The organism is Streptococcus equinus (genome assembly GCF_049393805.1).
In the GTDB taxonomy this organism is placed as follows: domain Bacteria; phylum Bacillota; class Bacilli; order Lactobacillales; family Streptococcaceae; genus Streptococcus; species Streptococcus equinus.
This window is the reverse complement of the sequence record NZ_CP185763.1, coordinates 1,848,026-1,862,028: the sequence shown is the minus strand read 5'-3', so window position 1 is coordinate 1,862,028 and position 14,003 is coordinate 1,848,026. Positions and strand designations below refer to the sequence as shown.

At 38.1% G+C, this 14,003-nt stretch carries 12 protein-coding genes; 2 read left to right on the top strand and 10 right to left on the bottom strand.

The window, feature by feature from the left end; translation table 11 throughout:
- Positions 1 to 204: 204 nt before the first annotated feature.
- Positions 205 to 1,767, bottom strand: a complete 1,563-nt coding sequence (gene guaA / locus ACN0NP_RS09220) for a glutamine-hydrolyzing GMP synthase (protein WP_024344141.1) — start codon at positions 1,765 to 1,767, stop codon at positions 205 to 207.
- Positions 1,768 to 2,198: 431 nt separating this feature from the next.
- Here guaA and ACN0NP_RS09215 point away from each other — a divergent pair, with 431 nt between their 5' ends.
- Both ACN0NP_RS09215 and ACN0NP_RS09210 read left to right on the top strand, forming a co-directional pair.
- A complete protein-coding gene (locus tag ACN0NP_RS09215; RefSeq protein WP_232516856.1) occupies positions 2,199 to 2,669 on the top strand; it encodes a TVP38/TMEM64 family protein in 471 nt (156 codons plus the stop codon).
- A gap of 111 nt (positions 2,670 to 2,780) precedes the next feature.
- A complete protein-coding gene (locus ACN0NP_RS09210) occupies positions 2,781 to 4,238 on the top strand; it encodes an alpha-amylase (RefSeq protein WP_423217230.1) in 1,458 nt (485 codons plus the stop codon).
- 71 nt (positions 4,239 to 4,309) lie between these two features.
- Here the strand turns inward: ACN0NP_RS09210 and ACN0NP_RS09205 are convergent, their stop codons facing one another.
- From ACN0NP_RS09205 to ACN0NP_RS09165, 9 genes are all read right to left on the bottom strand, one after another.
- Positions 4,310 to 6,046: an ABC transporter ATP-binding protein gene (locus tag ACN0NP_RS09205; RefSeq protein WP_423217229.1), complete on the bottom strand. Its 1,737-nt coding sequence runs from the start codon at positions 6,044 to 6,046 to the stop codon at positions 4,310 to 4,312.
- 3 nt (positions 6,047 to 6,049) lie between these two features.
- The gene (locus ACN0NP_RS09200; RefSeq protein ID WP_423217228.1) at positions 6,050 to 7,771 is read right to left on the bottom strand and encodes an ABC transporter ATP-binding protein; all 1,722 of its coding nucleotides are present in this window, start codon (positions 7,769 to 7,771) and stop codon (positions 6,050 to 6,052) included.
- 22 nt (positions 7,772 to 7,793) lie between these two features.
- Positions 7,794 to 8,396 (bottom strand): lysozyme family protein, encoded by a 603-nt coding sequence (locus ACN0NP_RS09195; protein ID WP_021142234.1) that lies wholly within the window; start codon positions 8,394 to 8,396, stop codon positions 7,794 to 7,796.
- The gene (locus ACN0NP_RS09190) at positions 8,396 to 9,373 is read right to left on the bottom strand and encodes a nucleoid-associated protein (RefSeq protein WP_024344146.1); all 978 of its coding nucleotides are present in this window, start codon (positions 9,371 to 9,373) and stop codon (positions 8,396 to 8,398) included. The genes ACN0NP_RS09195 and ACN0NP_RS09190 overlap by 1 nt, the downstream gene beginning before the upstream one ends.
- 43 nt (positions 9,374 to 9,416) lie before the next feature.
- Complete coding sequence (gene glyA / locus ACN0NP_RS09185; RefSeq protein ID WP_423217227.1) at positions 9,417 to 10,667, bottom strand: serine hydroxymethyltransferase; 1,251 nt, start codon at positions 10,665 to 10,667, stop codon at positions 9,417 to 9,419.
- A 106-nt stretch (positions 10,668 to 10,773) separates the two neighbouring features.
- On the bottom strand, positions 10,774 to 11,370 hold the full coding sequence (locus tag ACN0NP_RS09180) for an L-threonylcarbamoyladenylate synthase (RefSeq protein WP_423217226.1): 597 nt from the start codon (positions 11,368 to 11,370) through the stop codon (positions 10,774 to 10,776).
- On the bottom strand, positions 11,363 to 12,193 hold the full coding sequence (prmC, locus tag ACN0NP_RS09175) for a peptide chain release factor N(5)-glutamine methyltransferase (RefSeq protein WP_423217225.1): 831 nt from the start codon (positions 12,191 to 12,193) through the stop codon (positions 11,363 to 11,365). Before prmC ends, ACN0NP_RS09180 begins: the two co-directional genes overlap by 8 nt.
- Positions 12,193 to 13,272, bottom strand: coding sequence for a peptide chain release factor 1 (gene prfA / locus ACN0NP_RS09170; protein ID WP_024344150.1), 1,080 nt, complete (start codon positions 13,270 to 13,272; stop codon positions 12,193 to 12,195). Before prfA ends, prmC begins: the two co-directional genes overlap by 1 nt.
- A 39-nt stretch (positions 13,273 to 13,311) precedes the next feature.
- A complete protein-coding gene (locus tag ACN0NP_RS09165; protein ID WP_039698428.1) occupies positions 13,312 to 13,893 on the bottom strand; it encodes a thymidine kinase in 582 nt (193 codons plus the stop codon).
- Positions 13,894 to 14,003: the final 110 nt, after the last annotated feature.

The following is a 14,003-nucleotide window of genomic DNA, read 5'->3' as shown; positions in this document are numbered from 1 at the left end:
GTTGCAGGGGGATGGGGAGGCGTCAGGTCTCTTGTACTTGGATTTTTAAACTAAAAAAGCTAGTCTAATCTGACTAGCTTTCTTTATCTCCAGCGGTTCGCTGTTAACTCATCACATCGTCGCTTTCGCTCCTTGCTCTGAGACAGCTATCGCAGGGGTAGTACTAAAGATTTTTATTGCGACTTTATCGCTAAAAATCTAGTACTACTCCCACTCTACTGTTGCTGGTGGTTTACTTGTAATATCGTAGACGATGCGGTTAACGTGGTCAACTTCATTTACGATACGTACTGAGATTTTTTGAAGGACATCCCATGGGATGCGAGCAAAGTCTGCAGTCATACCGTCAATTGATGTGATAGCACGAATAGCGATTGTGTAATCGTAAGTACGTCCGTCACCCATAACACCAACTGAACGAACACCTGTGTTAACTGTGAAGTATTGCCAGATATCGCGGTCAAGACCTGCTTTAGCGATTTCTTCACGAAGGATAGCATCAGATTCACGAACAGTTTCAAGACGTTCTGCTGTGATTTCACCCATAACACGGATAGCAAGACCTGGTCCTGGGAATGGTTGACGCCAAACGATTTCATCTGGCATACCAAGAGCTGTACCAAGAGCACGAACTTCGTCTTTGAAAAGTGTGTTAAGTGGTTCAATCAATTCAAATTGCATGTCTTCTGGAAGACCACCAACGTTGTGGTGTGATTTGATTGTTTGTGCTGTATCAGTACCTGATTCGATAACGTCTGTGTAAAGAGTACCTTGTGCTAAGAAGTCAACACCTTTAAGTTTGCTTGCTTCGTCGTCAAATACACTGACAAATTCATTACCGATGATTTTACGTTTTTTCTCTGGATCATCAACGCCAGCAAGAAGGTCTAAGAAACGTTTTGAAGCATCAACACGAATGATGTTCAAACCGAATTTACCACCAAGCATGTTCATAACTTGGTCACCTTCTCCTTTACGAAGAAGACCGTGGTCAACAAAGATACATGTCAATTGATCACCAATAGCGCGTTGCAAAAGAACACCAACAACTGATGAGTCAACACCACCTGAAAGTCCAAGAAGAACTTTGCGGTCACCAACTTTTTGACGAATTTCATTAATTTGCAAATCAATGAAGTTATCCATTGACCAATCGCCTTTAGCACCACAGATTCGGAAAGCAAAGTTACGTAAAATATCATTACCATATACTGAGTGGCGAACTTCTGGGTGGAATTGGATACCGTAGATGTTTTTTTCAGTATTTTCAATTGCTGCGTAAGGGCAATCGGCAGAGTCCCCAACCAAGTGGAAGCCTGCAGGAATTTCAGTAACGGCATCACCGTGGCTCATCAAAACAGTTTGCTCTTCTGGTGTTTCAGCAAAAAGTTCTGATTTTGCTTTCAAGCGAAGTGTTGATTGGCCATACTCACTGTGACCAGTTTGTCCAGCAGGAACAACTTTACCACCGAGTTTATCAGTCAACAATTGCATACCATAGCAGATACCAAGAATTGGAATACCCAATTCAAAAATTTCTTCGTCAATGCCAAAAGCATTATCAGCATAAACTGAATTTGGACCACCTGAAAGTACGATACCAATTGGGTTGATTTCACGAACTTCGTCTGCTGTGATTTTGTGGCTTCGTAATTCTGAGAAGACACCAAATTCACGAATACGACGAGCAATCAATTGGTTGTACTGGCTACCATAGTCAAGAACAATGATTTTTTGAACATCGTTCAAAGTAGAATTGTCAGTCATTATTACCCTTTCTATTAACGTCAGCCCCTTTGGCTAACAGTATTCACTTTAATTGTAGCATAAATTTACACATTTGGCAGTAGATTTTAGGTATCTTATTAAAATTTAAAGCACAAAAAGCAAGCGGCCGGGATAACCACTTGCTTAGGAGTTATATGAAAAGTTTTTAGGATGATTATATTATATGATTTTCTGACTTATACTACATCCGTCTTAAGACCTATTTTGATAAAATCGTTAGCATATCTTTAAAAAAAGTTTTACAATAATATCATGAAAAAGTAGATTGGAGATGGCGCTTTCTGTTTCAACATTACAAACTAATTCAAAAGCTGATTCACATTCTGTCTGCAGCTATTTTCATTACATCATGTATCTGTATTTTCTGGCTTTATCAGCATGGCTATTTGACTAACCAGGAAAAAATACAGATGCTTATCGGTCAGGATAAAGTTTGGGGAGCAATTTTCTTTACCGTTTTTCAGATGATGCAAGTCGTCGTCCCTATCGTTCCTGCTAGCTTAACAATGATGCTTGCTGTAATGACATTTCATCCTGTAGTTGGTGTTTTAACAAGCTGTATTGGTATTATCCTAGGGTCAACAATTTTGTTTTTACTCACGCGTTGGTATGGCAAACGCTTCTGCCTTCTCTTTATTAAAGAAAACACGCTTAAAAAATACGAAGATTTAATCGAACAACATAAGTCATTTACAGTAATCTTTATTATTGGTATGACATTGCCTTTTGCACCAGCAGATTTACTTGTCATGTTAGCTGCCTTGAGTAACATGTCACTCAAAACATTTTCAAAAATCATTGTCATCTGCAAACCTATTTCAATCATCGGTCACATTCTACTTCTTTTTTATGGTGGTGAATGGTTTTTACATATTATGTAAAAGTCTGAGAAAAATCTCGGGCTTGTTTTTATTTTTTATTGCGCAAACGTTTGCATAATTTCGTTTTTTTGGTAAAATGAAAGAAAGAACTTTCCTTTTGAGGTGTTTTTAATGACTAATGAAACTTTAATGCAATACTTTGAATGGTACTTGCCAAACGATGGTAAACACTGGATGCGATTAGCGGCTGATGCTCCTACACTTGCTCAAAAAGGTATCACAAAAATTTGGATGCCTCCAGCTTTTAAGGCTACGCATGATGGCGATGTTGGTTATGGCGTTTATGACCTTTTTGACCTTGGTGAATTTGACCAAAAAGGAACTGTCCGAACAAAATACGGAACAAAAGCTGACTATCTACAAGCAATTTCTGCTTTAAAAGCAAATCATATTGCACCTTTAGCTGATGTTGTCTTAAATCACAAAGCTGCTGCTGACCATACTGAAACTTTTTCCGTTGTCGAAGTTGACCCCAATGACCGTACAAAAGTCATCAGTAAACCTTTTGACATTGAGGGCTGGACAAACTTCACCTTTGACGGTCGACATAAAACTTATAATGATTTTGAATGGCATTGGTACCACTTTACTGGAACGGATTATGATGTAAAAACTGGTAAAAACGGTATTTTCCAAATTCAGGGTGATAACAAAGGCTGGGCAAATCAAGATTTGGTTGATGGCGAAAATGGCAATTACGACTATCTTATGTATGCTGACCTTGATTTTAAACACCCAGAAGTTATCAAAAATATCTATGACTGGGCAGAATGGTTCGTCAAAACAACAGGAGTTTGTGGTTTTCGCTTGGATGCTATCAAGCATATCGATTCATTCTTTATGAGCAATTTCATCCGCGATATGAAGGAAAAATACGGTAAAGACTTTTATGTTTTTGGCGAATTCTGGAACGGTGATGAAAAAACTAACAACGATTATCTTGAAACGACTGGGCACCGCTTTGATCTAATCGACGTTCGACTCCACCAAAATCTTTTTGAAGCAAGCAAAGAAAAAGCTTATTACGACTTGCGAGAAATTTTTAATCATACTTTGGTGAAAAATCAGCCTAACTCTGCTGTTACTTTCGTTGACAATCATGATACCCAACGAGGGCAAGCACTTGAATCTACAATTGAAGAATGGTTTAAGCCTGCAGCTTACGCTCTCATCTTACTTCGCCAAACTGGTCTTCCATGCATCTTCTACGGTGACTACTACGGCATTTCAGGTGAATTTGCACAACAAGACTTTCAAGATGATATTGATAAATTACTTTTCTTAAGACAAGCAGCTGTTTATGGCAAAGAAATGAACTATTTTGACAATCCAAACTGCATTGGTTGGACTTATCTTGGAAATGAAGAGCACCCTACTTCTCTTGCTATTTTAATCAACAACGCTCATTCTACAGCAAAACGAATGTTTGTTGGCAAAAAATGGACAGGAAAAACTTTTACAGATTATCTCGGAAATCAAACTGCTACTATCACTATCGACGAAGAAGGTTACGGCTGTTTTCCAGTTGGCGCAGAATCCGTCTCTGCTTATATTCCACAAGATCAATAAATCTTATAAAACAAAAAAACGATTAGACTTTAAATCTAATCGTTTTTACATAATTATTTTTATGTATTAGATCATCCAGCTTGTGCTGTTTGCATTTGATAGTAGACACCTTGTTTTGCCATTAATTCTGCATGTGTGCCATGTTCAACAATATCTCCATCAACCATGACTAAAATACAGTCAGCTGATTGGATGGTTGATAAACGGTGGGCAATGATAAAGCTTGTACGTCCTTGCATCAATTTTTCGAAGGCTTCTTGAACTAGCACTTCTGTACGTGTATCAATAGATGATGTTGCTTCATCAAGTATCAAGATTTTTGGTAATTTCACAAAAATACGTGCAATCGTCAAAAGCTGACGTTGTCCTTGAGACAGTGAAGCTCCAGCATCAGCCAAATATGTGTCATAACCATTTGGTAATTGACGGATGAAGAAATCTGCGTTAGCTGCTTTTGCTGCTTGGATAACTTCTTCTCGTGTTGCTTGAGGATTACCATAAGCAATATTATCATGGATTGTTCCAACTTTTAGCCAAGTCTCTTGCAGAACCATACCAATTTGCTTGCGAAGTTCCTCAACAGAATAATCAGCCATCGATACACCATCCAAATAAATGGCTCCACTATTTACTTCATAAAAACGCATCAAGAGATTAATCAATGTTGATTTTCCTGCTCCTGTCGGACCTACAATAGCCACTTTTGAAGCTGCTGGAATAGACAAACTCAAGTGATTAATCAATGTTTTCTGAGGAGTGTAACCAAATGACACATCTTTAAATTCAATTTGTCCTTGAATCTTGTCCTCATCAAGTTCCGCAGTCACTGGAAGTGGCTCATTTTCTTCATCCAAGATGGCATAAAGGCGATCTGCACAAGCGATAGCTCCTTGTAATTCTGACAAGACTGATGAAATATCATTGAAAGGTTTAGTATATTGGTTAACATAATTCAAAAACGTTGTTAACTGACCAACTGTAAAGGCACCTGACATGATGCGCAACGCTCCCACTCCTGCAAGCAACGCATAAATCAAGCTATTGATAAAACGTGTTGAAGGATTGACGGTTGATGAGTAGAAAATTGCACCTTGTGAATAATCTGCGTAGGTATCATTGATTTCAGTGAAAGTATCAATCGCTGCTTCTTGTGCGTTAAAGACATGCAATAAGCTCTCTTGACGAATCATCTCTTCGATATATTGTGTCTGACGACCACGAGATTTGGTTTGCTTTTGGTAAAGGTGATAACTCTTATTAGCAATAAATCGTGCCAAGAAAAGAGAAAGTGGCGTTAAAATCAATACCAAACCAAGCATCAGAAGATCAATATCAGCCATCGTAACAATGGTAATGATAATAGTCAAAATACCAATGAAAAACTGATTAAAGACCATCAAAAGACCATTACTTAATTGCTCTGCATCAGTCGTTACACGACTAACCAAATCTCCAGAACTTTTCTTATCAAGATAAGCAATCGGCATTTGATTTAATTTTTCCATTACCCTTTGACGCAAATCATAAATATAACCAAAGGTTAAACGATTATAAATCAATGGATTAAGCCACTGAATTAAAGTATTCAGCGCGACAACGACAAGCATTTTCACGATGATTGGTAAAATCAAAGTCAGTGATTTCGGAGAAAGAACGACATCGACTGCGTTACCAATCAAAACAGGAAGGTAAACAGTCAATGCGACTTGGGCAATCGTACCAAGCGTTGCTCCAATAACAAGTCCTTTTTGAGAAAAGAGGTCTTTAAACAAGCGACGAGTTGTAGTTGATTGATTTCTTGCTTTCATGCTCTAGACCTCCTCTTTTTGGTGTTGTGAATAGTGAATTGCTCGATAAACATCATTGTCAGCTAGCAATTCTTCATGACTTGCAAAACCAAGCTGTTGTCCTTTATCTAAAAGCAAGATTTTATCTGCTGCTTTTAAACTATTAGTACGTTGTGAAATCAAAATAAGCGTCACATCACTGAGTTTTTCATGAATAGCAGACAACAACTTCGCTTCTGTCAAATAATCAAGTGCTGAAGTTGAGTCATCTAAAATCAATAGCGGAGCTTTTTGAACCAAAGCACGCGCAATTGTCAAACGCTGACGCTGCCCGCCAGAAAAGTTGCGTCCAAAAGCTTCAACCACTGCATCCAACTGGCCTTCTTTTTCTGAAACAAAATCACTGGCTTGCGCAATATCCAAAGCACGCCAAAGCTCATCGTCGCTCACTTCGCGATTGATTCCCAACGTCAAGTTAGAGCGAATTGTTCCTTGGAAAAGCTCTGCTTTTTGTGGCACAACATTAACCCAAGAACGCCACTGACCAAGTGTTTTGGGTGACTGATGATTTTGGAAAATAGCTAAGCTACCAGCTTGTGGTGTATAAAGATGGACAAGCAAATCAACCAAGGTAGATTTTCCTGAACCAGTTCCGCCAATAACACCTAAAAAATCACCAGGATTTAAGTTAAAAGCAATGCGAGATAAAGATGGTTCCGCAGCTGTTGGATAGGTAAAGCTCATATCGTCTACACAAACCGCGTAATCAGATGACACTTGCTCAAACGCCATCGCCAAATCTTCAGACTCTTTCTCAAATACTTCCGTGATACGTTTTGCACTGATGAAGGATTGGTTCAAAGAGGTCACAAGCATTGTCATCTTAAGCAGCTCTGTCAAAATTTGCAAAAGATAGTTAACCAAGGCGATTAACATCCCTTGAGATAGCAAACCTTTTCCAATTTGAAGATTTCCTTGCCAGATAACTAGGATAAGCGTGCTATTAACAACAAGATAAGTTAGCGGTGTTACCAAACTTGATAGACGCCCTGCTTTTAACTGTAAATCTGTATAATCTTGGTTGGCAGCTGCAAATTCTTTTTCTTCTTTATCAACTTGACCAAAAGCACGAATGACACGGACACCTTCTAGTTGTTGGCGAGTCATATTAACAATTTTATCCGTTGCCTGACGAATCTTAGCATAAATCGGATTCAATAAATGTGACATGGCAAAAACAATAGCAAATAGAATCACAACCATAACCAAAAAGTCTAAGGTCATCTTTGGACTAATGTTAAATGCCATAATGATAGCGCCAAAAACAATAATCGGTGCGCGTAAAAACAAACGTAAAAACTGGTTAATTCCAGTTTGAATTTGGTAGGTATCACTGGTTAAACGTGTCACCAAACTTGATGTTGTCAACTTATCTCGATCTTCTTTACTCAAGCCCATGATTTTTTTGAATAAATCTTTTGTCAGCTGACGAGTATAGCCGACTGCGGCTTTTGAAGAAAAATACTGTGCAGTAAGTGCAACAATGACACCAATAATCGCAAACAAGAACAAAAATCCAATCATCAAAACAAGACTGCCTTTATTTTCACTTGGAATGATTGTATCAACAATCCTTGCAATAATAATTGGAACTAACAGTTCAAAGGTTGCTTCAAACAATTTGAAAAGGGGACCTAAGATTGTCTCCTTAAGGTACCCTTTAAAATAACGACTTAATTCTCTCATACTTCTCTCTAAACCTTACTAGTTAGAATAAGCTCATTAATTCAATCAAATAAAGATTAAAATGAACTTCACGCGAGTAGTAGATATTTCCACCATTTCGATATAATTGTCCGCCTGAAATCAAAGCAAGTGGATGATAGTAAAAATAAGATTCACCAGTCGTATTACCAAGACTTGGAGCTACTACGTCGCGCGAGTATGTTTTAGCTAAAGCAATTGTATTTTTACTACCGTGTTTTGCAACATAATCAATGTATGATGTCCCAAAGTTGTATGCCTGAACAGCTGTCCAAACATCAACCCCTGCTTCATCAGCCAAGGAAAGATTTTCTGAAAGGACAGTGACACCTTGACGAATGCTGGTCTTACTATCAGAAATGGAATTGACAACACCATCAGAGCTTTCGCTTGATTGCATGACGTCACCATCGTTCCCTTTAGTTTCCGTGTAAATCATGGCCAAAACCAGCTCAACATTTGCTGTTGTATCATTGTCATCTAAAATCTCTTTAACCATGCTTTTGTACTGCAAAACGTTTTTGACATTTTCGTGTGTGACATAAACTTGATAGCCACAGAAAAGAACAAAAGCAAGGACAATCAGACGTTTTAAGAACTTAAACATTATTTATTTTGAATATCCTCTATGTTTTTTATCAAGATGGAATAAGTTCCATTTGGATTTTGAATGAATTCTACCGATTCGGCATCCTCATAAACATTATTAGGAACAATCAACTGAATCCCATTTGATAGAGAAAGTTTCTGGTTCTCTAATTTTTTTGTCTGACGTGAATGATCGATATCCGATACCTGAATAGGCTCTGGAATGCTTTCTTTCAATTCATCGACAAAAGTCAAACGAGCTGTCAAATTATTGTCAAAAAGCTGATCTGCCAATTTTTCAGGCGAGAGTTCTTGCTCTTCTTCCAAATTTTTGTAAATAGCTGCTTTCATTTTAGATTGGAAAGCAAAATCATCTTGCTGGAAGTTTTCAGCAATTTTTTGTGCGGTTTGCTCAACCATCTTAATCGATTTTTTGACAGATTGCTCTGGTTGAACTTGCAACAAATTCTCTGAAAAATAATTAGCAAAGCTTCCATTATGCTTAATACGTTTTTCAATCAGATAATAATTGCGATTGCTACGATTAATGACTAAAGCTTCATCAGGCGTCTGCGCTGCTGATGGAAAATTATTTTGTGTTACTTTGATTGGACTTTCGCTATCACTTGAAATGTGAGTGAAGTTCTCTCTCAATGCTACACGAAGAAAAGCAAAGTGTTCAACACCATCTTTATCAAATTGGATAAAAACCAAATCATTTGTCTTTTGGTTATCAGAAATGACAAATTCTTCTTTCCAAAGCTGTGCAATCTTAACTGATGATTCCATCAAATCATCACTCAAATAACTAAGAAAAACATTGTCTTCTGAAAAAGTTCCACGTTTAGCTTCGTCAGAAAAAACTTTGCTCAATTTTTTACGAAAATACTCGTCAATACGAGGTGTAATTGTCAATAACTGATCTGACAAAATTAGCTCAGTATCATTCGGAGTAAATTGATGGATAACAATACGTTTTATATATAAATCAATCATGGTTTATTTGCGAGCGAGCCTAAAAGTTAGACTCAGCTGTTCGTTAATAAAGTGGGAAAGCATCAGTCAATGCTTTGACCTCACGACGAACCTCCTCTAAAATAGTTTCATTTTGATAATTTTCAAGAGTTTTAACAATCAACTCAGCTATTGTTCGTGATTCTTTTTCTCCCATTCCACGGCTTGTGATAGCTGGCGTTCCGATACGGATACCAGAAGTTTTAAATGGAGAAAGTGTTTCAAATGGAATCGAATTCTTATTAAGTGTGATATTTACAGACTCAAGGATATTTTGGGCTAATTTCCCATTTTCAACCACTTTTGTCACATCTACAAGAAAGACATGGTTATCTGTTCCACCTGAAATGACACGAAAATCAGAGTGGTTTGCAAACACTTCAGCCATAGCTGCAGCATTTTTAATCACTTGCTCACCATATTCTTTGAATGCTGGATCTAGTGCTTCTTTCAAAGCGACAGCTTTACCTGCAATAACATGCATCAAAGGACCACCTTGAAGTCCAGGAAAGACAGCGGAATTAATCTTTTTAGCGATAGTTTCATCATTTGTCAAAATCAAACCGCCACGAGGACCACGAAGAGTCTTGTGAGTTGTTGTCGTAGTGACATGCGCATATGGAACTGGACTTGGATGAAGACCTGTTGCAACTAAACCAGCAATGTGAGCCATATCAACCATCAAGTATGCACCGACGCTATCTGCGATTTCACGGAAACGTTTAAAATCAATGATACGTGAATAAGCTGATGCGCCTGCAACGATAAGTTTTGGCTTCACTTCTTTTGCTTGCTCAGCTAACTTATCATAGTCAATACATTCTGTGACAGGATCAACTGTGTAAGAGACAAAATGATATGTTTTTCCTGAAAAGCTCACAGCAGCACCGTGTGTCAAGTGTCCACCAGCTGCTAAATCCATCCCCATCACAGTATCACCTGGTTGGATTAAAGCCATATAAGCAGCGGCATTTGCTTGACTTCCTGAATGCGGTTGAACATTAGCAAATTTAGCTCCAAATAGTTGCTTTGCGCGTTCGATAGCCAAATTTTCGACAACATCCACGCAGTCGGTTCCTCCATAGTAACGTTTACCAGGATAACCTTCAGCGTACTTATTCGTTAGTAAACTTCCTTGTGCTGCCATAACAGCTTTAGAGACAACATTTTCTGAGGCAATTAGCTCAATATTATTTTGTTGACGAACTTCTTCAGCAGAAATTGCCGCCCAAAGTTCTGGGTCAAATGCTTCGTAGTTTTCCTTGTCAAAAATCATATCCTTATCTCCTTTTGATAAGATCACGTCACATTCCTTAAATCGCAAGAATTACTCTTTAAAGTCTGTAAAAGCCGAAACAGTAAAAAGAATATCCAAAAAATACCTAATCCGCAAAAGTCAACTCAGGCACACAAGCTAACAACTCTTCCTTAGTGATGGCGCCTTGACGAAGAATACGAGCAGACTCACCAGACAAATCTAAAATTGTCGAATCAACACCTGTAAGCGCAGCATCATCAGAAAGTCCTGTTACATTATTGTCGAATTGCTCTTTAATGTCAGCGAATATTTTCCCACTTTCTTTTCCAGAAATGTTAGCTGACGGACCAATCAGTGGGCCTGTCTTTTTAATCAATTCTAGAGTCTGTGGATGTTTTGGAATTCTAAAACCAATTGTTGATAAGCCAGAATTGATCCAAGCTGGCACACGGTCATTTGCTTGTAAAATAATCGTCAGCGGACCAGGTAAAAAAGTATCATATATTTTTTTCAAATAGCTAGGTTGATTTTTCGAAAAAGCTAAAATAGTCTCGTAATCTGCTACGTTTAAATTCATGGCTTTTTCTTTTGGACGACGCTTGAGTTGGTAAACATGCTCTACCGCATCCTCATTCATCGCTTGAGCAAATAATCCATAAACCGTTTCTGTCGGCAGAATCACCGCCCCACCTGACTGAAGAATTTCTTCCAAATTAGCCATTATCCATCACGACCATTCTATCTTTACCAAATATATCTTGTAAAACACGGACACGTTTTTCAGGAAAATGCCGCGCTAACAAACGACGCATACCATCTCCCTGCTTGTATCCAATTTCAAAATAAAGTTTTCCATTTTCAGTCAAGTGACTACTTGCACCTTCGATAATGCGACGATAAATCGCAAAACCATCTTCATCCGCAAAAAGCGCCAAATGTGGTTCAGAAGCAAGAACATTAACACCAACCTCATCCTCGTCATCATAAGCAATGTAAGGAGGATTTGAGATAATCACATCAAATTTTCCTGAAATCTGATTAAAAACATCTGACTCAATAAAATCAAGTGACGCTTGATTTCTCTCACTGTTTTCTTTTGCCAATTGCAGAGCTTCTGATGAGATATCTGATGCTGTCACGTGCCAATCAGGACGCGCACTCTTAAGTGAAATCGCAATCGCTCCACTACCAGTGCCAATATCTAAAATCTGCAAGTCAGCTTTGCTATTTTCCTTCAAAACCAAATCAACTAGCTCTTCTGTCTCAGGACGCGGAATCAAAACACGCTCATCAACAGCAAGTTCTAAGTCACGAAAATAAGCTTTTCCAGTGATATACTGAGGCGAACGGTGCTCTTTTAACTGGCTCATGATGTCTTCTATCAGAGCTTGATCTTGAGCAGAAACATCTTTATTTTGATGCAAAATGAAATCGAGCAGGCTCCAGCCCTTTAGCTCACGAAAAACGTAAGCCAAATTTTCTGGATCCTCACCAATTTCTTGTAATTGTTTTTCTAATTGGCTGATTGTTTCAGCGTAATTCATTATTTATTCAACTCTTCTAGTTTCTTAGTTTGATCAAACAAAATAAGGGCATCGATAACTTCGTCTAGTTTACCAGACAAAATGCTGTCAAGTTTTTGCAATGTCAAGCCAATACGGTGGTCAGTCACACGGTTTTGTGGGAAGTTATATGTACGGATACGTTCAGAACGATCACCAGTTCCGACTGTTGATTTACGTTCTGCATCTTGTTCATCTTGAGCGATTTGAGCAAAGTGGTCAGCGACACGCGCACGGATAACTTTCATGGCTTTATCGCGGTTCTTTTGTTGTGTACGTTCTTCTTGCATTTCAACTTTGATACCAGTTGGAATGTGGACCATACGAACGGCAGTCGCAACTTTGTTGACGTTTTGTCCACCAGCACCTGATGCGTGGTAGATATCTACACGCAAATCTTTTGGATCGATTTCGTATTCAACTTCTTCTACTTCTGGCATAACAAGGACAGTAGCTGTTGATGTGTGAACACGACCTTGGCTTTCAGTTACAGGGACACGTTGAACACGGTGAGCACCTGATTCATATTTCAATTTAGAATAAACTGATTGACCTGAAACCATGACAACAACTTCTTTGATACCTCCGACACCATTGTAAGAAGCTTCCATGACGTCAAATTTCCAACCTTGGCTTTCAGCATATTTTTGATACATTTGAAGAAGGTCTCCAGCAAATAGAGCTGCTTCATCACCACCAGCGGCACCGCGGATTTCCAAGATGATATTTTTATCATCATTAGGATCTTTTGGCAATAGAAGGATTTTTAGTTTTTCTTCATATTCTTCTTTTGCTGCTTTAGATTCTTTAAGCTCTTCTTTTGCCATTTCTTCAAGTTCTGGGTCACCACCAGCATCTTTAATCATTTCTTCGGCATCTTCAATGTTTTGAAGAACTTTTTTGTATTCACGGTAAACGGCTACAGTTTCACGTGTACTTGCTTCTTCTTTAGACAAAGTCATGAAGCGTTTTGTGTCACTAACGACATCTGGGTCACTGAGCAATTCTCCCAATTCTTCATAACGGTCTTCAACCGCTTGTAGCTGATCATAAATGTTCATCTTTTTTGATTATCCTCTCTTTAAAATACGTTTAATTTCTTAATCTTCGTTTGAAATCATTGGTTTAAAATAGTGCTTGCGACACACTGGAATGTAAGTTTCATTTCCACCAATTTGAATCTGGTCACCTTCGTAAACAGGTTTTCCATTTTCAGTTCGCAACACCATAGTTGCCTTTTTAGAACAAAATTGGCAAATGGTTTTAATTTCATCAATTTTATCTGCTAATAAAAGTAGATATTTTGAACCCTCGAATAATTCATTCTGAAAATCATTTTTTAACCCAAAAGCCATTACTGGGACTTCTAATTCATCAACAACACGCGCCAATTCGTAAACGTGCTTTTTCGTTAAAAACTGACATTCATCAATCAAAACACAATAAGGTTTTTCTGGCAAAGCTTTGACGTATTCAAAAACATCCATCTCATTTGTAATTGCGATAGCTTCACGACGCATACCGATACGACTTGAAACAATACCATACCCATCACGTGTATCAAGAGCTGATGTCATGATAACAACAGGTTTTCCTTGTTCTTCATAATTGTGAGCTACTTTTAAAATTTCGATGGTTTTACCAGAATTCATGGTTCCATACTTATAATAGAGTTGAGCCAAAAGTGACAATCCTACCTTCTACTAATATTTTACTATTTTACCATAAAATCACCGTGGATTAAACCAGGTAACCAGCAATTCAAAAAGTATCTGCTTAATAAACGCGATAC